Source organism: Microbacterium sp. NPDC090003 (assembly GCF_044748385.1).
Classification (GTDB): domain Bacteria; phylum Actinomycetota; class Actinomycetes; order Actinomycetales; family Microbacteriaceae; genus Microbacterium.
Genome location: NZ_JBIVFW010000002.1, coordinates 135,838 through 155,053 on the forward strand (window position 1 = coordinate 135,838; position 19,216 = coordinate 155,053).

Here is a 19,216-nt window from a genome sequence, read left to right on the forward strand (position 1 = left end):
TCATGAGCTGGGATGTCATCATCATGCGGTTCCCCGAATCTATTCAGACCATGGCCGATCTCGAAATATTGACGAGTCCGGTCGAGGACCTGCCCTTGTGCGGGCGGGACGCGTTCCGAGCAAAGGTGTCTGCCGCATTCGCCGGGACGGATTGGTCTGAACCGAACTGGGGGCGTTGGGACGGCCCTGCCGGAACTGTCGACTTCAATATCGGCCGCGATGAGGCGGAGGCGCTGTCCCTGGCGATGTTGCACGTCCGCGCGGAAGATCAGGTCATCGGTCAGATCGTCGCGCTCACCGAATCTGAGGGATAGAAGGCCATCGACACCGACTCGGGCGACTTTCTCGTCGCTCCTGACGCCAGCTCAAGCGGACTGAACTGACGCAACCCGCACTTGTCTAGCTAATTACTGGTGCCTCAATCCCGCGCCGTCTCGAGCAGTGCCCACAGTTCCGCGCGTGCGGGGAACGACGCGAGGTCGATGTCGAGCAGCGTGCCCGCCTGTGCGATGCGCGAGCGGAGGGTGTGCCGGTGCACGCCCAGGACGGTCGCGGCCTGTTCCGCGCGCGCGTCGTGCTCCAACCACACCCGGAGTGTCCGTTCCAGCGCCGACCCCGTGCGGGTGTCGTGGGTGCGCAACGGGGCGAGGCGCGACTCGGCGACGAGGCGTGCTTCGTCGGTGGCCAGCGCCGACAGGATGCTCGAGCCGACGGCATCCGCGTATCGGGCGACGCCGGCGGGGCTCCGCTGGCGCAGGGCGGTGAGCGCCTGGGCGTGTGAGCGGGAGAACGCGGCGTACGCATCTGGCTCGGAGACGCCGACGCGGATGCCGAAACGCGACGCCAGTTCATCGAGGAGTGCGTCGTCGTCGGCCGCGACGCACATCGTCACACCGTCGTCCGATTCGGCCAGGAACGACGCCACCCCGTGCTCGGTGCGCTGACGCTCCCACCAGTCCACGAGCGCGGCGGCCGGGGCATCGCCGGAGACGGCGACGACAATCGGTGCGACCGGCAGGGCCCCGAGCACACGGCGCGCGATCGACGGGTCATCGGTGAGGAGGGAGCGCAGCAGCTGGGAGTGCAGGCGTCTCCGGCTGCGTGCCAGCTGCTCGCTCTGCTCGAGCGCGAGCCCCGACATCGCGACGACCGAGGTGACGACCGCGCGGGCCTCGGCGTCGAGGGTGTCGATCTCGAGGGCGATCACTCCGCGCAGGTGTCCGCCGCGGCCGACGGTCGAGAGAAGGAAGGTGCGGTCGTCGATCGTGAGAGACTGTCCGGCCTCGAGCCCGCGGGCGAGGACCTCGGCGACGCGCTCGCCCAGGGTGTCGAGCAGATCGCGGTCGACCGCGTCGCGCGCGGGGGAGTGCAGCAGAGCTCCCGCCGCGTCGAACATCCCGGCCCACACGCCCAGTCGACGGCTGAGTTCGGTGATGATCGCATCGAGTCCGCGGGGACGGAGGGCGGCCAGCGCGAGCCCGCGCTGCGCGTCGAGCGCCCAGGAGCGCCGTGCGTACGCCTGCGCGGCGATGGCTTCGGAATGGGCGCGGGCGATGGCGATGAAGGGTGTGCGATAGGGCACCTCGAAGAGCGGGATGCTGTGCCGTGCGCAGGCGTCGACGAGGGCGTCGGGGATGCCGGAGCGGTGCACCTCGGTGCCGAACCCGAGTCCCAGCACGCCGCGGTCGGCGAGTCGGGCGACGTACGCGCCGATGTCGGATGCCGCGTCGAACTGCGTGCCGGTGGTGAGGAGGGCGAGGTCGTCGGAGAGGAACGGGGTGGGGTCGGAGAGGTCTGAGCTGTGCACCCATCGCAACGGCCTCTCGAGGGCGCCGGCGGGGAGTGCGGCCAGTTGCGAGATCAGATGGAGATTGAGATCGCGGCGCCGGAGGAGGGCCTGCAGAGTGGGCTGATCGGTCATCCGGCGCCTCTCTTGTACGTTCCGGCGAAGTCTCGCGGTCGATTGTACAGTCCGGCGAATGCGCGATGTCGGTGCCCGGTCGTACGCTCGCGTCATGGCACTTCTCGACACCGCATCCCCCGTCGTCCCCCTCGGAGGACCCGAGCTCCCCCAGGAGCGTCGCCTGGTCACCGACCTGCCCGGCCCGCGCTCGGCCGAGCTGCTGGCCCGCAAGGCGGATGCCGTGGCCGCGGGTGTCGGTCACACGGTTCCCGTCGCAGCGGTCGCCGCGGGTGGCGGCGTGGTCGTCGACGCCGACGGCAACTCGCTCATCGATCTGGGCTCCGGCATCGCCGTGACCTCGGTGGGCAACGCGCACCCGAAGGTCGCCGCTGCCGTCGCCGCACAGGCGGCGCAGTTCACGCACACCTGCTTCATGATCTCGCCCTACGAGTCGTACGTCGGTGTCGCCGAGGCCCTCAACCGCATCACCCCCGGCGACTTCGCCAAGAAGAGTGCCCTGTTCAACTCGGGAGCCGAGGCGGTCGAGAACGCGATCAAGATCGCCCGCAAGTACACGGGGCGCCAGGCCGTCGTCGCCTTCGACCACGGCTACCACGGCCGCACCAACCTGACGATGGCGCTCACCGCCAAGTCGATGCCGTACAAGAGCGGCTTCGGTCCCTTCGCGCCCGAGGTCTACCGCGCTCCCATGTCGTACCCGTTCCGCGACGGTCTCGAGGGCGGAGAGGCCGCGGCCCGCGTCATCCTGCAGCTCGAGAAGCAGGTCGGCGCCGACAACCTCGCCGCCGTCATCATCGAGCCCATCCAGGGCGAGGGCGGTTTCATCGTGCCCGCCGAGGGTTTCCTCCCCGCGATCGCCGAATGGTGCCGCGCGAACGGCGTCGTCTTCATCGCCGATGAGGTGCAGACCGGCTTCGCCCGCACGGGGCACATGTTCGCGAGCGAGATCTTCGGTGTCGAACCCGACCTGATCACCACCGCCAAGGGCATCGCGGGCGGCCTGCCGCTCGCCGCCGTCACGGGTCGCGCCGAGATCATGGATGCCTCGCATGCCGGTGGCCTCGGCGGCACCTACGGCGGCAACCCGATCGCGTGTGCCGCAGCCCTCGCCTCGATCGACGTGTTCGAGAACGACGGAGTGATCGAGCGCGCCCGCGAGATCGGCGAGATCCTCACCGCACGCCTGCTCGACATCCAGAAGAGCGATGCGCGCATCGGCGACGTGCGCGGTCACGGCGCGATGATCGCCGCCGAGTTCGTCGATCCCGAGACCAAGGCACCGGATGCCGCGCTCACGGCTGCGGTCGCGAAGGCCGCGATCGCGCAGGGCGTGATCGTTCTCACCTGCGGCACCTACGGCAACGTCATCCGCTTCCTGCCGCCGCTGTCGATCGGCGACGAGCTGCTGAACGAAGGCCTCGACATCGTGGCGGCGGCGCTCGCCGCGGCGTAGGTCGACGGGCGCGCGTTCGCGCCATCCGGAGAACGTCCGGCTGCGACCCCGATCGGGGGATTGGGGGTCGCGGCCGGCACTCTCCACCGCAGGTCCCCGACAGATTCACCCGACAGTTTCATCCGACGAAGGAGTTGCAATGGCTGAGATCACGCGAGACGTCCTCATCATCGGCGCCGGCGCCGCCGGCCTCACGGCGGCGAACGACCTGCGCAAGGCGGGACTGTCGGTCGCCGTCCTCGAGGCGCGCGATCGCGTCGGCGGGCGTCTGTGGACCGATGTCATCGACGGCGCCATGCTCGAGATCGGCGGCCAGTGGGTCTCACCCGACCAGCAGGCTCTCATCGACACGATCGACGAGCTCGGCCTCGAGACCTACAGCCGCTACCGCGAGGGCGACAGCGTCTACGTGGGCCCCGATGGCAAGACCTCGCGCTTCACGGGCGAGATGTTCCCCGTCTCCGCCGCCACCGAGAAGGCGATCGCCGAGATCACCGAGCGCCTCGATGCGATGGTCGCCGAGATCGACCCCGACCGTCCCTGGGCGCACCCGAAGGCCGCCGAGTGGGACGCCGTCACCTGGGATGCGTGGCTCCGCCAGCAGACCGACGACGACGAGGCCGTGCGCAACCTGGCCTTCGCCACCGGCTCCGCGATGCTCACCAAGCCCACCCACGCGTTCTCGCTGCTGCAGTCTCTGCTGATGGCGGCATCCGCGGGTTCCTACTCCCACCTCGTCGACGCCGACTTCATCCTCGACAAGCGCGTCGTGGGCGGTCTGCAGCGGGTGCCGATCCTGCTCGCCGAGCGGCTCGGCGACGACGTCCTGCTGAACCAGCCCGTGCGTTCGCTCGAATGGGGCGCGACCGGGGTGACCGCCACGACCGACGACCTCACCGTCCGCGCGCGTTTCGCGATCCTCGCGCACGCGCCCGTGCTCTACAGCCGCATCTCGTTCGTGCCGCCGCTCCCGCGGCGTCAGCACCAGCTGCACCAGCACCTGTCGATGGGCTTCGTCATCAAGGTGCATGCCGTCTACGATCGGCCGTTCTGGCGCGAGCAGGGCCTCAGCGGTACCGCGTTCAGTCCCTACGAGCTGTCGCACGAGGCCTACGACAACACCAATCACGGGGATGAGCGCGGAACCCTCGTGGGCTTCGTCTCCGACCAGAACGCCGACGACCTGTTCGAGCTCTCGGACGAGGAGCGCAAGGAGCGCATCCTCGAGTCGCTCTCGCACTACTACGGCCCCGAGGCCAAGAACCCCGTCGTCTACTACGAAAGCGATTGGGGCACGGAGGAGTGGACCCGCGGTGCCTACGCCGCGAGCTTCGATATGGGCGGCCTGCACCGCTACGGCGCCGATCTGCGCGCCGCCGTCGGGCCGATCCACTTCGCGTGCAGCGACATGGCCGGTGCGGGCTACCAGCACGTCGACGGCGCGATCCGCATGGGCCACCTCGCCGCCGAGAACATCATCGACGCGGGTCGCGTCGGCGCGGCAGCGAGCGGCGCATGACCTCCGCGATCGTCGTCGGGTACACGGCGACGGATGCCGGGGCGGATGCCGCGGCCCTCGGCGCGCGCCTCGCGCGCAGCCTCGACGCGACGCTCCACCTGGTGATCGTGCTTCCCGCGGAGGGCACGCGCAGCCCGGTCGTACCGCCCGAGCGGGCCTACGAGGAGCACATCCGCGCGCAGGCGAAGCGCTGGCTCGAGGACGCGATCCTGCGCCTTCCGCACGAGGTGCACAGCCGCGGTCACGTGCGGATCGCCGAATCGTTCGCCGAGGGCCTCATCGCCGCCGGCGAGGAGTTCGACGCGCGGCTCATCGTCGTGGGCGCGGCCGCCGGCAGCCTCTTCGGACGGCACCGCCTCGGCTCCGTCGCCTCGGAGCTGCTGCACTCCTCGACCATCCCGGTCGCGCTGGCACCGGCGGGTACGGCGACGCAGGACGACCACCTCGTGCCGCGCATCACGGCGGCCGTCGGAACCCGGCCGGGCGCCGACCTGCTGCTCGACGAGGCCGCCGCTCTCGCGACCGACAGCGGCGTCGACCTGCGGCTGGTCTCGCTCGTGCCCTTCGACGTTCCCCCGGGACTCGACACCGGCGCGATCCGCGTCGTCGGCGAGGATCACGCTCAGGAGGTGCTCGTACGGGCGAAGGACCGACTGCCCGACTCCCTCGGTGCCGTGGTCGAGGAGGCTCCCGGAGACAGCGTCGAGGACGCCGTCTCGAACCTCGACTGGCTGCCCGGCGAGATCGTGCTCGTCGGCTCCAGCAGGCTCGCGCAGCCGCGACGCCTGTTCCTGGGCAGCACGGCGGCGAAGATGCTGCACGAGCTGCCCGTTCCCATGATCGTCGTCCCGCGCACGCGCGGGGAAGCAGGAGACCGCTGATGAGCAGCACGAATCGGGCAACGGAGCCCGAAGCAGTGACCACCGGCCTGTCGAGCAAGGGTCTGAGCGCGGGAACCATCGGGCTCATCGGAGCCGTCGTCATCGGCATCTCGTGCATCGCTCCGGCGTACACGTTCACCGCCGCGGTCGGCCCCACGGCATCCACCGTCGGCGCGCAGATCCCCGCTATCATCCTCGTCGGCTTCATCCCGATGCTGCTGGTCGCGTTCGGCTACCGCGAGCTCAACAACCGCATGCCCGACTCCGGCACGTCCTTCACCTGGGCCACCCGTGCCTTCGGACCGTGGATCGGCTGGATGGCCGGGTGGGGCCTCGTCGTCGCGACGATCCTGGTGCTGTCCAACCTCGCCGGCATCGCGGTCGACTTCCTCTTCCTGCTGATCTCTCAGATCACCAACAACCCGGCGATCGCCGACCTCGCGAGCGTCACCTGGATCAACATCGGCGTCTGTCTGCTGTTCATGCTGGGCGCGACCCTCGTGTCGTACCGCGACATGCAGACCACGCAGAAGCTGCAGTACTGGCTCGTGGGCTTCCAGCTGCTCGTCCTCGTCTTCTTCGCCGGTGCGGCGATCGTGCAGGCGGTCAGTGGCAACGGCTTCGACTATCAGCCGTTCGATCTGAACTGGTTCAACCCGTTCGCGATCTCGTCGTTCAGCGCGGTCGCCGCCGGGCTCTCGCTCTCGATCTTCATCTTCTGGGGGTGGGATGTCACCCTCACGATGAACGAAGAGACCAAGGATCCCGAGAAGACCCCGGGGCGCGCCGCCACCGTCACCGTCGTCACGATCGTGACGCTGTATCTGCTGCTCGCCGTCGCCATGATCATGTTCGCCGGCGTCGGAACGGGCGAGCTCGGGCTCGGCAACGAGGAGATCCAGGAGAACGTGTTCTTCCACCTCTCCGGCCCGATCCTCGGACCTCTCGCGTTCCTCGTCTCGCTCGCCGTTCTCACGAGCTCGGCGTCGTCGCTGCAGTCGACGTTCGTCGGCCCCGCCCGTACGCTCCTCGCGATGGGGCACTACGGCGCCCTGCCGAAGTCGTTCGCGAAGGTCAGCCCCCGGTTCTTCACCCCCGGGTACGCGACCATCGTGTCGGCGATCGTGGCCTCGGCGTTCTACGCGGTCATGCGCGTCGTCAGCGAGAACACGCTGTGGGACACCATCCTCACGCTCGGCATGATGATCTGCTTCTACTACGGCATCACCGCGTTCGCCTGCGTCTGGTATTTCCGCAAGCAGTGGTTCGACTCGGTGCGCAACGTGTTCTTCACCTTCCTCTTCCCACTGGTCGGCGGCGCGATCCTCGCCGTGCTGTTCGTCACGACGCTGATCGACTCCATGGACCCGGCCTACGGTTCCGGTGCCCAGGTCGGGGGCGTCGGGATCGTGTTCATCCTCGGCATGATCATCATCGTCGTCGGCATCGCGGTGATGATCTGGAACGCCATCAAGCGCCCCGCGTTCTTCCGCGGCCAGACCCTCGGTATCGACGCCCCGCAGAGCGTCCGCCGCCGCTGATCCCCCTCGCTTCCTCAGAGAAGCCTCCTCAGAGAAAGAGAACCATGACCACGCAGATCGCACCGGCCGAGCAGGCCCTCCTCGACAGCATCCCCACCGGCCTCTTCATCGGCGGCGAATGGACGGATGCCTCCGCCAGCGGCACCTTCGACGTCACCGACCCCTCCACCGGCGCCGTGATCCGCACGATCGCCGACGCGACGCCGGACGACGGCATCCGCGCCCTCGACGCAGCCGTCGCCGCGCAGGAGTCGTGGGCGGCGACCGCGCCGCGCGTGCGCAGTGAGATCCTGCGCCGTGCGTTCGACCTCGTGCAGCAGCACAAGGAGGACCTCGCGCTGCTCATGACGCTCGAGATGGGCAAGCCGCTCGCCGAGGCGCGCGGAGAGGTCGTCTACGGGGGCGAGTTCCTGCGCTGGTTCAGCGAGGAGGCCGTGCGCATCAGCGGCCGATACGGCATCAACCCCGAGGGCACCGGGCACATGGTCGTCTCGCAGCGCCCCGTGGGACCGTCGTTCTTCGTGACGCCGTGGAACTTCCCGTTCGCGATGGCGACGCGCAAGATCGCCCCGGCGCTCGCCGCGGGCTGCACCGTCGTGATCAAGCCCCCGGCGCTCACGCCGCTGACGACCATCTTCTTCACCAAGCTGCTCGAAGAGGCGGGGCTCCCGAAGGGCGTCGTCAATGTCGTGCAGACCTCGAAGTCGAGCGCCCTCTCGGCGCCGATCATCGCCGACCCCCGGCTGCGCAAGCTGTCGTTCACGGGCTCGACCGAGGTGGGTCGCAAGCTCATCGCCCAGGCCGCCGAGGGTGTGCTGCGCGTGTCGATGGAACTCGGCGGCAACGCCCCGTTCGTCGTGTTCGATGACGCCGACCTCGACAAGGCCGTGGAGGGCGCGCTGCTGGCGAAGTTCCGCAACATCGGCCAGGCGTGCACGGCCGCGAACCGCTTCATCGTGCACGAGGACGTCGCCGACGAGTTCGCCCGCAAGGTGACCGAGCGCGTCAATGCGATGAAGGTCGGCCGCGGCACGGAGGAGGGCGTGGCGATCGGCCCGCTCATCGACGAGGGCGCGGTCGCGAAGGCCTCCGAGCTCGTCGGCGACGCCGTCGAGCGCGGCGCCAAGCTGCTCGCCGGAGGCAAGGCCCTCGACGGCGTCGGGACGTACTACGAGCCGACCGTCCTCACCGACGTCGTCCCCGGCAGTGCGATCCTGCGCGAGGAGATCTTCGGACCGGTGCTCGCGATCTCGACCTTCTCCACCGAGGAGGAGGCCGTGCGTCTCGCCAACGACACCGAGTACGGGCTCGTCTCGTACGTGTTCACCGAGAACCTGCAGCGCGGGCAGCGGATGATCGACGGCCTCGAGACCGGCATGATGGGTCTCAACGTGGGCGTCGTCTCGAACGCCGCGGCACCGTTCGGCGGCGTCAAGCAGTCGGGTGTCGGCCGCGAGGGCGGATTCGAGGGCATCCACGAATACCTGTCCACCAAGTACACGCTCATCCCGGTCTCCTGACCCAGACACCGGCGTGGGTCCCTGAGCCCGTCGAAGGGTCCCACGCCACCACGAGAGGACACGCCATGACCGACTACGCCGTCATCAACCCCGCCACCGGAGAGACGCTGGCGTCCTTCGACACCTTCACGGACGCGCAGATCGAAGAGGCACTGGTCGCCGCCGACGAGGCGCACCGCGAGTGGTCGCGCACCTCGACCGTCACCGAGCGCGCTGCGCTCCTGCGCCGTGCGGCCGAGCTGCACCGCGAGCGCCGCGAAGAGCTGGCCGACATCTTCGTGCGCGAGATGGGCAAGCCCCGCGAGGCCGCTCTGGGCGAGGTCGACTTCGCCGCCGACATCGCGGAGTACTACGCCGATCAGGCGGAATCGATCATGGCCGACCAGCCGATCGCGATCCTCGGCGACGGCTCGGCGATCATCCGTCGCTCGTCGCTCGGACCGCTCGTCGGCATCATGCCGTGGAACTTCCCGGCGTATCAGATCGTGCGTTTCGCGGCGCCGAACCTGATCGTGGGCAACACGATCCTGCTCAAGCCCGCGCCGCAGTGCCCGGAGTCGTCGACCGCGATCGAGGCGATCTACCACGACGCCGGATTCCCGAAGGGCGCGTACCAGAACGTGCTCGCCACGAACGAGCAGATCGCGACGATGATCGCCGACTGGCGCGTGCAGGGCGTCTCGCTCACGGGATCGGAGCGCGCCGGCGCCGCGGTCGCCGAGATCGCCGGACGCAACCTCAAGAAGGTGGCGCTCGAGCTCGGCGGGTCCGACCCGTTCATCGTGCTGTCGACGGACGACCTCGACGCCACCGTGCAGGCCGGTGTCGACGCGCGTCTCGACAACAACGGCCAGGCCTGCAACGGCGCCAAGCGCTTCATCGTCGTCGACGACCTCTATGACGCCTTCGTCGAGAAGTTCACGGCGGCGATGGCGGCGGTCGAGGCATCCGACCCGACGCTCGACGACACGGTCCTCGGTCCGGTGTCGTCCGAGACGGCGGCCGAGAACCTGCAGAAGCAGATCGATCAGGCCGTCGAGCAGGGCGCGACGCTGCTCACGGGCGGCACCCGCGAGGGCGCCTTCTTCGCCCCCACCGTGCTCGCCGATGTCACGCCCGCGATGAACGTCTACCGCGAGGAGCTCTTCGGGCCCGCGGCCGTCGTGTATCGCGTCGCCGACGAGGATGCCGCCGTCGATCTCGCGAACGACACGACCTTCGGTCTCGGCTCGTACGTCTTCACGACCGATGCCGCACAGGCCGAGCGCGTGGCCGACAGGATCGAGGCCGGCATGGTCTACGTCAACCTCGTGCTCGCCGACAGCCCCGAGCTGCCCTTCGGCGGCGTGAAGCGCAGCGGCACCTCGCGCGAGCTCGGCCACCTCGCCGCCGACGAGTTCGTCAACAAGAAGCTCATCCGCATCGGCTGACGGCCCTTCGTCTCGCTGCGCTCGCTCAGGGACCGGAACACGCTCCGGTTCCTGAGCGAGGAGCGTAGCGACGAGACGAAGGACCCGACGGATGCCGAGCCGGCACTCGACACCCGATCAGACCGCGCGGGTCGGGGCGGGCGTAGGGTCGATGCATGGCCAATGTCGCTGAGAACATCGTCAAGACTCTGCACGCCAACGGGATCGACCGGGTCTACGGACTTCCGGGCGATTCGCTCAACGGTTTCACCGACGCGCTCCGAAAGGACGGCTCGATCCGCTGGGTGCACGTGCGCCACGAGGAGGCCGCGGCCTTCGCCGCCGCTGCGGATGCCGCCACCACGGGGGATCTTGCGGTCGTCGCCGGTTCCTGCGGCCCGGGCAACCTGCACCTGATCAACGGACTGTACGACGCCAATCGCTCGCGCGTGCCGGTGCTCGCCATCGCCGCGCACATCCCGACGAACGAGATCGGTACCGGGTACTTCCAGGAGACGCACCCGCAGGAGCTGTTCCGCGAGTGCAGCGTGTACGTCGAGTACGTCGCCGACGCGAAGCAGATGCCGCGGCTGATGGAGATCGCGATGCGCGCGGCGATCGAGAAGCGCGGCGTGGCCGTGCTGGTGATCCCGGGCGACGTCGCACTTGCCGAGATCGCCGACGACCGCAGCGTCGTGATCGAGCGCACCCGCCCGGTCGTCGTGCCCAGCGGCCCCGAGCTCGAGAAGGCGGCGACCCTGCTCAACGCCGCGAAGAAGGTCACGATCCTCGCGGGCGCCGGTGTCGAGGGAGCGCACGACGAGGTCATCGCCCTCGCGGACGCTCTCGGCGCCCCCATCGTCCACGCGCTCCGCGGCAAGGAGTTCATCGAATACGACAACCCGTTCGACGTGGGCATGACGGGTCTGCTCGGATTCGCCTCGGGTTATCGCGCGATGGAGTCCGCCGATGCCCTGCTGGTGCTCGGCAGCGACTTCCCCTACGAGCAGTTCTACCCCGACAAGGCGACGACGATCCAGGTCGACATCCGCGGTTCGCAGCTCGGCAAACGGCATCCGCTCGACCTGGGGCTCGTCGGCGACGTACGCGCGACGGCCGAAGCCCTTCTCCCGCGCATCGCCCGCAAGGACGACCGCGGCCATCTCGACGATGCACTCGCGCACTACCGCAAGACCCGCGCGAAGCTCGACGATCTCGCGGTGCCGACGAAGCCGGGCCGTCCGATCCACCCGCAGTACCTCGCGAAGCTGCTGAACGACCACGCCACGGACGACGCGATCTTCACCGCCGACGTCGGATCTCCCACCGTATGGGCGGCACGCTACCTGCACATCACGGAGCGCCGCCGCCTGATCGGCTCGTTCACGCACGGGTCGATGGCGAACGCGCTGCTGCACGGCATCGGGGCGCAGGTCGCGCACCCCGACCGGCAGGTCGTCGCACTCGCGGGCGACGGCGGGCTCGCGATGATGCTCGGCGAGTTGATCACCCTCACCCAGAACCACCTGCCGGTGAAGACGATCGTCGTGAACAACTCCTCGCTCAACTTCGTCGAGCTCGAGATGAAGGCGGCGGGCTTCGTCACCTACGGCACCGACCTGACGAACCCGAGTTTCGCGGCGATCGCCGAGGCCATGGGCATCTTCGCGCGGCGGGTCGAGAACAGCGAGGACCTGCCGGATGCCGTCCGCGAGGTCCTCGCGCACGACGGCCCCGCGTTGCTCGATGTCGTCACCGAGCGCCAGGAGCTGTCGATGCCCCCGGCGATCGAGGCGGCGCAGGTCAAGGGCTTCGCCCTCTACGCCATCCGCACGGTCATGTCGGGCCGCGGCGACGAACTCCTCGACCTGGCCCGCGCGAACTGGCGCCAGTTCCTCTGACCTCTCGTCTCGCTCAGGGGCCCGGGAAACCGGGTCCCTGAGCTTGTCGAAGGGTCACGCCACGCGAGACTCAGCTCTCGACGAGTGCCCGCACCTCGGCGGCTTCGCCGTGACGCCCGAGCCCCTCGAGCGCGTCGCCGAGTTCGAGGGCCGCGACCTGGCGCAGCTGCGGGAACTCCGCCCCGTGCTCGATCGCGCTGCGATACACCGCCACCGCATCGGAACCGCGCTCGTTCGCGACGAGCACGCGCGCAGCGAACAGCTCTGAGCCCCCGGCGGAGCCGACGTCTCCGATGGTGGCGAAGGCGTCGGCGGCGGTGAGTGCGGCGGCGACGGACTCGTCGATCCGGCCGAGCTGGGCGAGCGCGCGTCCGCGGGAGTCCGTGACGTCCGCGCGCAGCCAGTCTGCGTCGTGCTCGGTCGCGAGCGCCGCGACCTCGTCGAAGAGCGCGAACGCCCGCTCGTCACCGCGCCCGCCGTACGCCTGACCGAGGTTGTGGAGCACATCGGCCAGCACGCCCACGGCGTCGGGCGCACGACGCACGATGTCAGCCGCCGATTCGAGCAGTGCGAGCGCGTCGTCGTTCTCGTCGAAGCGCGCGAGGATCTTGGCCTGCTCGCTCATGGCGCTCGCCTGGTCCGCGTACTCCTCGCCCTGGCCGAACAGGTCGGCGGCGTAGCCATACGCGCCGACGGCCTGGCCGAACTCTCCCGCCGTGGCGAGCGAGCGGGCGAGCAGCATCGCGGTGGCGGCGCGTGAGGCGGGCTCGACCTCTGCCTTCTCCTCGCGTTCGAGCACGGTGCCGAACAGCTCGGCGGCCTCCTCGGCATCGCCGGCCGAGAGCATGGCACGCGCCAGACGGAAGTCGGCGCCCGTGGCATCCGCTCCTTCCTGTGCGGCGATGCGCGCGAGCACCCGGAACCGCGCGACGGCCTTCTCGGGCTCGCCCGCGTCCTCCCACAGCGCGCCCGCGAGCAGGTGCGCGGAGCCGAGTGCGCGTGTGGCACCGAGGGCCGCGAGCAGGCGGCAGACCTCATCGGCATCGGCGGCGCCCGCGGCGAAGTCGCCGCTTCCGCCACGGATGCGGGCCCGCGTCTCGAGCGCGTGCGCCCGGTGGCCCGTGCTGAGGTCGTCCTGCGCGACCAGGCGGTCGAGCAGAGCGGATGCCGCGTCGGTGTCGCCCTTGTGCAGCAGCGCCGAGATCGCGACGAGCGCCGTCGTGTTCGACAGGCGGGTGTCCTCGGCCTCCGCGAACGCGCGCGCCGCCTGCTCGGCGAGGTTCAGCGCGGCGTCGGCGTCGGCGTCATCACCGCGCAGGTGCAGCGATGCCCGGCTCAGGGCGAGGTCTCCGCGCGACCATGCCGGCAGAGCCGCCGCGTCGGCGAGCTCGCGATCGAGGGCGGCGGCATCCTCGGGGGTGGCGAGGCCGAAGGTGGCGAGCCCCAGGCGCTCCTCGAGATCGGCCTGCTCGGCCTTGCCCGCCGCACGGAGGGTTGCGACGCGCTCGGGCAGGAGACCCCGGGCCTCCTCGGCGCGGTCGAGTGCGACGAGGATGCCGAGGCGCATCGACAGCAGGTGCGCGCGCTTCTCCGGGTCGGTGACCTCGAGGGCGTGCGGGAGCGCGGCGAGCGTGCCCTGCTCATCGCCGTACTGGGCGAGTTGCATCGCGCGCTCGTACCAGCCGTCCGCATCCGTCGGATCGACGGTGGCGGGCGGTGCGACGAAGGCGTCCGATCGGATCGGCACATCGTAGGTCTCGGATCCGAGGGCGCGCATCCGCTCGAGCGCGCGGGCGTGACCATCGGTACCGTCCCGGCGGTCGAACTCCGCACCGAGGCGTTCGGCGGTGGCCCAGGCGGCCGCGGCGAGATCGGTGGCGCTCCAGGGGCCGTCGTGCGCTCCGAAGAACGGGACGAGTGCTGCGGAATCCGCTCCCCGCACCCGGGTCTCGCCGTGGCCGGTCGCGGCGACGCGGTCGAGCGCGACGGCGAATGCGGCGAGTGCGGCGAAGTGCGCGTCGACGTTGAGTCCGTCGTGCGCGAGCCAGCCGATGTGCCGTTCGACGAGCGACAGCGCGCGCGCCTCGTTGCCGGTGATGGCGGTGAAGACGATGTTGTTCGCGACGATGCGGAGGTTGTCGGGGTTGTCCTTCGCGAGTCGGTAGCTGCGCAGATGCGCGGTCTTGGCCTCGTCACCCCGACCGCTGCGCAGGTACGGCACCAGCACGCGTGAGAGGGCGTGCTCGGGCTCCTCGCCGCACGAGAATCCGCCCTCGATCATCTCTTCGACGAGGCGGATGGCGTCGGCATCCCGATCCGTCTCGGCGAAGAACCCGGCGAACTGGCTGCGCCCGCAGGCGTCGCAGTGGCTGTGGTCGTCGCGCGGAGTCGCCTCGAGCTGCACCCGCAGGGCCTCGGCGTCGTCGAGGCGCCCCGCGTCCCACGCGTCTTCGAAGCGGGCGGTGAGCACACCGCTGAGTCCGAGGTCGGCCGCGCGGTAGTGGGTCTCCATGTCATCGAGCACTGCGGCGATCTGCTCCTGCGAGAACGCGGGGGAGGAGCGCAGCGACGATGCCATCCACTTGAACTGCCACATCAGATCGGCCCCGCCGTACTCGAGATCGGCGGGGAATCGGCCGGGGTCGGCGTCGTGCCGGGCGAGGCACCAGGCGAAGGAGTTGAGCATGACGTCGGTGGCGCCGTTCATGTTCGCCGACGCGGTCTGCCGCATGCGCGCCTGGTACTCGAGCTGTTCGTCGCCGATCTCCTGCGCGAGGGCGACCGCCTCGGCCACGAGCGCCTGCTCGGCGGGGCCCCACGGCGTGCGGTCGATCTCTTCGATGAGCTGCGAGAAGCGCTTCTTCGGACGGGTCATGGACATCTCCTCGGTGCGGGGTTCAGCGAGCGGGCCCGTCGGCGGGGCCCTCGAAGGGGAGCGCGTCCTCTTCGAGACCGGCCGAGAGCGAGACGAGGTCGCTGAGAGCAGTGGTCATCAGCGTGCGATCGGCATCGCTGAGCGGGTGGTGCCCGGCGAGCAGGGCCTGGATGTACAGCAGCTGGAGGGTGCGAGCGAACACGGCCTCGTCATCGACGCGCACGAGGGCGCGCACGACGCGGTTCGACCAGTTCAGGCAGAGGCGCGCGCTCAGGTCGTCGTCGCGGGCGGACGACAGCGTCTGATCGATCCTGTCGAGCACACCGCCCCAGAGCGAGCCGGTGATCCCCTTCGTGCGGCCGCGGTCGATCGCGCGCAGCACGTCGGGGTCGGCGACGTACAGGCCGGTGAGGTCGGGGCGGTCGATCGATCGCACCACGACGGCGCACGACGAGGCGGCCAGCACGGAGCTCGCTCGGGCCTCGAGGGCGACGGCGGCGTCACGGTCGTCGAGCGGCGGCGGGTCGAGCCGGTCGAGCTCACCGGTGACGTCGACCTTCTCGATCGTCACGGCGGGGTAGAGATCCGGCAGCATGCGCACGAGGTCGGCGTCGTAGAGGTAGCCGCCGTTGACGAGCACCTCGGATGCCGGCGAGATGCCCGCGACCTGGCGGAACTCGTCGACCGACGACGCGTAGCGCACGTGCGGGTACCGTTGGACGAGGTCGCCCAGCTGCATCGTGCCGTGGGTCGTCTCGACGGTCAGCCACCGGGTGATGAACCGGGCCAGTTCCTCGTCGTGGCGCACGAGCGACTTGAGCCCGAGCTCGTGGATCGCGACGAACTGGGCCAGCCGGTGCGGTTCGCGAAGACCGAGTTCGAGGATCCAACGACGGATGCCGGCGCCGAGCTGTTCGCGCACGCGTTCGAGTGCCGCGTCCTCGACGAGCGATTCACGGCTCGCGGTGGGCGCGAGCCCGGTGGAGTCGACGACCGCTCGTACGAAGAACGCCCAGTCGGGGAGCACGTCCGCGGCGCGCTCCGAGAGCAGCATCCGGCCGAGGTACATGCGCGTGGCCTGCCGTGCGCCGGGAGGAGGCGCGAAGGGCAGCACGTAGGCGAGCCCGCGTGTGCCGGTGGCCGGTTCGTGCAGCTCGATGACGTCGAGGGGCGCCGCCCCGAGCAGCTCGCGGCCGTACTGCACGGCGGTTTCTGGGGTGCCGTCGAGGAACGGGGCCGCGTGCGTGATGTCGACGTCTCCCGCGCCGGAGTCGATCGTGACCCGTACGGGGAGGAACTCGCCGAAGGCGGTCGCGAGCTCGTTCACCGCGGCGGAGCGCAGCAGGTCGCCCGCGTCGAAGCGCGGCACGAGGTGCACGCTGGTGCCGATCGGCAGCTCCTCGTCGATCTCGGCGACCTGGAAGGTGCCGTCGGAGCTGCCCGTCCACTCGACCGACGCGCCGCCCTTGGCGCTGCGGGAGCGGATGACGATGGTGTCGGCCACCATGAAGCAGCTGAGCAGGCCGATCCCGAACTGGCCGAGGTAGTCGCTGCGGGGCAGATCGAAGATGTCGCGCTTGGAGCTGCGGCCGACGGTGGCGAGCAGATCGGCGACCTCGGTGAGGGTGAGTCCCACCCCGTCGTCGCGCAGCACGAACTCGCCGTTCTCGGTGGTGAGCGGGGTGATCCGGATGTGACCGCCCCCGCCGTCGACCTCTCGTCGGGCGGTGATCGCGTCGCGGGCGTTCTGCAGCAGCTCGCGCAGATAGACCCGGGGGCTGGAGTAGATGTGGCGACTCAGAAGGTCGACGACGCCGCGCAGATCGACCTGGAACTGCTGCACATCCGCTGTCATCGACACCCCTCCCGGAGAAACCCCGCACCGAAGCCTACAAGAGGGGGCCGAGGTCGCCTCTGTTCGGAGGGCGACGTCGGATGCCGTACACTGGGGGAGCAGTTTGTTCTCTGCATTCTTTCGCCGTGCCCCGGGTCACTCCGGGTCGTTTCGTGAAAGGATGGGGGAACACCCCGAGACCTCCCGGTCTCTAGGGCGGTAGCTCAATTGGCAGAGCAGCGGTCTCCAAAACCGCAGGTTGCAGGTTCGATTCCTGTCCGCCCTGCGCGTCAGCGCACGCTGACACACGAAAGGTACATTCAGGATGAGTCAGGACGAACCGCGCGGCGAGGTCATCGCGGCTGGCGCCGCCCGCGAGAAGAAGGGCAACCCCTTCTCCCGGTTCTTCGGAAGCATCGCCCTGTTCATCCGCCAGGTCATCTCCGAACTGCGCAAGGTCGTCACACCGACCCGCAAAGAGCTGTTCAAGTTCACCGCGGTCGTGCTCGTCTTCGTCCTGATCGTGATGGGTATCGTCTACGGCCTCGACACGTTCTTCGCGTTCGTGACGCACTACGTGTTCGGTATCCCCGGCTGATGACGCCCCCGCGGCTCGCGCCGCAGGCTGACCGACAAGTCTCCGCGGCTCCGGCCGAGGTGAGTGGAAAGAAGCAACGTGTCTGAACGATATTCCGACGACGCCGACTGGGCACCTGCCGCAGAGCAGTCCAGCGAAGAGGACGAAGCCCAGGAGGGCAACATCCTCGCCGCGGAAGAGCGTGCATCCGAGTCGGCGGAGCACGTGGCCGTGCACGTCGAAGACGAAGCCGGCGATGACACCGACGACGACATCGAAATCGAAGACCCGGAGGCGGACGCGATCGTGAACGACGCTCTCAACCTGGACGAGGCAGCGGAGTCCGAAGCCGCCGCCGAGGTCCTCAACGACGCAGTGGCCGAAGAGACGGCCGAGCTCGAGGCCGCCGAGGCCGACGAGGTCACCCCCTACGACGGTCCCGACGTGAACGGCGAGGAAGATCGTCCCGCCGCCGACGTCGAGGCCGACGAGGACTCCGAGGAAGACCCCTACGAGGCGTTCCGCCTCGACCTGCGGATGCTTCCCGGCAAGTGGTACGTCATCCACTCGTACGCGGGCTTCGAGCGCAAGGTCAAGGCGAACATCGAGCAGCGCAAGTCGACGCTCGAGGTCGAGGACGAGATCTACCAGGTCGAGGTCCCGATGGAGGACGTCGTCGAGATCAAGAACGGCCAGCGCAAGATGGTCACTCGCGTGCGCATCCCCGGCTACGTGCTGGTGCGCATGGAGCTCACGGAAGACACCTGGTCGGTCGTTCGTCACACCCCGGGTGTCACGGGCTTCGTGGGCAACGCCCACAACCCCACGCCGCTGCGCTTCGAAGAGGCCTTCAACATGCTGAAGTCGCTCGTCGAGGTCAAGGACGTGCCGACCGCCAAGAACATCGCGTCGAAGGGCGGCGTCGCCGTCGCTCGTCCGCTGCCCGCCGAGGTCGACTTCGAGGTCGGCGAGACCATCACGATCAAGGAGGGTTCGTTCGCGGGCCTCCCCGGTTCGATCAGCGAGATCAAGCCCGAGAGCGGCAAGCTCACGGTCCTCGTCTCGCTCTTCGAGCGCGAGACCCCGGTCGAGCTGTCGTTCGACCAGGTCACGAAGATGATCTGACCCAGAACTTCTCACACAGAACGCCCCGCCGGTCCGTCCGGCGGGGCGTTCTGAGTTCGGGCTTCGCCCGAGGTGCGAGCGGCGGCATCCATCCGGTAGACTTCTATGGTTTGTGCGCCGTTTCTGCGCGCGCACGAACATCACCGCCGTCCGGAATCGCCGGATCGCGGGAGAGCGGATGCATCCGGCATCCGTTCGAGGAAAGGAAGAGGAAATGGCACCGAAGAAGAAGGTGACCGGCCTGATCAAGCTTCAGATCAACGCCGGTGCAGCCAACCCGGCGCCGCCGATCGGCCCCGCGCTCGGTCAGCATGGCGTCAACATCATGGAGTTCTGCAAGGCGTACAACGCCGCGACCGAGTCGCAGCGCGGCAACGTCATCCCCGTCGAGATCACCGTCTACGAGGACCGCAGCTTCACCTTCATCCTGAAGACCCCGCCTGCGGCGGAGCTCATCAAGAAGGCCGCCGGCGTGCCCAAGGGCTCGTCGACCCCGCACACCGTCAAGGTCGCGAAGATCACCAAGGAGCAGGTCCGTCAGATCGCCGAGCAGAAGCAGGCCGACCTGAACGCGAACGACATCGAGGCCGCCTCGAAGATCATCGCCGGAACCGCCCGTTCCATGGGCATCACGGTCGAGGGCTGAGGAGAATAATC

At 69.2% G+C, this 19,216-nt stretch carries 14 protein-coding genes and 1 tRNA gene; 12 read left to right on the forward strand and 3 right to left on the reverse strand.

The features are described from left to right. The first annotated feature begins 2 nt into the window (after positions 1-2). On the forward strand, positions 3-314 hold the full coding sequence (locus tag ACIPVN_RS13555) for a hypothetical protein (protein ID WP_400443696.1): 312 nt from the start codon (positions 3-5) through the stop codon (positions 312-314). A gap of 104 nt (positions 315-418) precedes the next feature. Here ACIPVN_RS13555 and ACIPVN_RS13560 read toward each other — a convergent pair whose 3' ends face one another. Further along, positions 419-1,921 carry a PucR family transcriptional regulator gene (locus tag ACIPVN_RS13560; RefSeq protein WP_400443699.1) on the reverse strand — a complete coding sequence of 501 codons (1,503 nt, stop codon included), beginning with the start codon at positions 1,919-1,921 and terminating at the stop codon, positions 419-421. 94 nt (positions 1,922-2,015) lie between these two features. Between ACIPVN_RS13560 and gabT the strand changes: the two genes are divergently transcribed. From gabT to poxB, 7 genes are all read left to right on the forward strand, one after another. Further along, the gene (gene gabT / locus ACIPVN_RS13565; protein WP_400443702.1) at positions 2,016-3,377 is read left to right on the forward strand and encodes a 4-aminobutyrate--2-oxoglutarate transaminase; all 1,362 of its coding nucleotides are present in this window, start codon (positions 2,016-2,018) and stop codon (positions 3,375-3,377) included. A gap of 139 nt (positions 3,378-3,516) precedes the next feature. Beyond that, on the forward strand, positions 3,517-4,896 hold the full coding sequence (locus tag ACIPVN_RS13570; RefSeq protein WP_400443705.1) for a flavin monoamine oxidase family protein: 1,380 nt from the start codon (positions 3,517-3,519) through the stop codon (positions 4,894-4,896). Next, positions 4,893-5,777 carry a universal stress protein gene (locus ACIPVN_RS13575; protein ID WP_400443707.1) on the forward strand — a complete coding sequence of 295 codons (885 nt, stop codon included), beginning with the start codon at positions 4,893-4,895 and terminating at the stop codon, positions 5,775-5,777. Before ACIPVN_RS13570 ends, ACIPVN_RS13575 begins: the two co-directional genes overlap by 4 nt. Next, a complete protein-coding gene (locus ACIPVN_RS13580; protein ID WP_400443710.1) occupies positions 5,777-7,318 on the forward strand; it encodes an APC family permease in 1,542 nt (513 codons plus the stop codon). The genes ACIPVN_RS13575 and ACIPVN_RS13580 overlap by 1 nt, the downstream gene beginning before the upstream one ends. Before the next feature lie 44 nt (positions 7,319-7,362). Then, entirely contained in the window at positions 7,363-8,838 is a 1,476-nt protein-coding gene (locus ACIPVN_RS13585; RefSeq protein WP_400443713.1) for an NAD-dependent succinate-semialdehyde dehydrogenase, read from the forward strand. Between the two features lie 65 nt (positions 8,839-8,903). Continuing rightward, a complete protein-coding gene (locus ACIPVN_RS13590) occupies positions 8,904-10,268 on the forward strand; it encodes an NAD-dependent succinate-semialdehyde dehydrogenase (protein WP_400443715.1) in 1,365 nt (454 codons plus the stop codon). Between the two features lie 155 nt (positions 10,269-10,423). Next, complete coding sequence (poxB, locus tag ACIPVN_RS13595) at positions 10,424-12,148, forward strand: ubiquinone-dependent pyruvate dehydrogenase (protein WP_400443717.1); 1,725 nt, start codon at positions 10,424-10,426, stop codon at positions 12,146-12,148. A 70-nt stretch (positions 12,149-12,218) separates the two neighbouring features. On the opposite strand, the gene ACIPVN_RS13600 is transcribed toward poxB, so the two are convergent. Together ACIPVN_RS13600 and ACIPVN_RS13605 are read right to left on the reverse strand one after the other, a co-directional pair. Then, a complete protein-coding gene (locus ACIPVN_RS13600; protein WP_400443719.1) occupies positions 12,219-15,023 on the reverse strand; it encodes a hypothetical protein in 2,805 nt (934 codons plus the stop codon). A gap of 22 nt (positions 15,024-15,045) precedes the next feature. Further along, positions 15,046-16,878, reverse strand: a complete 1,833-nt coding sequence (locus ACIPVN_RS13605; protein ID WP_400443721.1) for an HSP90 family protein — start codon at positions 16,876-16,878, stop codon at positions 15,046-15,048. A gap of 192 nt (positions 16,879-17,070) precedes the next feature. Here ACIPVN_RS13605 and ACIPVN_RS13610 point away from each other — a divergent pair. From ACIPVN_RS13610 to rplK, 4 genes are all read left to right on the forward strand, one after another. Then, positions 17,071-17,143 (forward strand) — tRNA-Trp (locus ACIPVN_RS13610). A gap of 39 nt (positions 17,144-17,182) precedes the next feature. Continuing rightward, the gene (secE, locus tag ACIPVN_RS13615; RefSeq protein WP_247625129.1) at positions 17,183-17,455 is read left to right on the forward strand and encodes a preprotein translocase subunit SecE; all 273 of its coding nucleotides are present in this window, start codon (positions 17,183-17,185) and stop codon (positions 17,453-17,455) included. Positions 17,456-17,533: 78 nt separating this feature from the next. After that, the gene (nusG, locus tag ACIPVN_RS13620) at positions 17,534-18,559 is read left to right on the forward strand and encodes a transcription termination/antitermination protein NusG (RefSeq protein WP_400443725.1); all 1,026 of its coding nucleotides are present in this window, start codon (positions 17,534-17,536) and stop codon (positions 18,557-18,559) included. Positions 18,560-18,773: 214 nt separating this feature from the next. Continuing rightward, positions 18,774-19,205, forward strand: a complete 432-nt coding sequence (gene rplK, locus ACIPVN_RS13625) for a 50S ribosomal protein L11 (protein ID WP_247625126.1) — start codon at positions 18,774-18,776, stop codon at positions 19,203-19,205. The last annotated feature ends 11 nt before the right edge of the window (positions 19,206-19,216 follow it).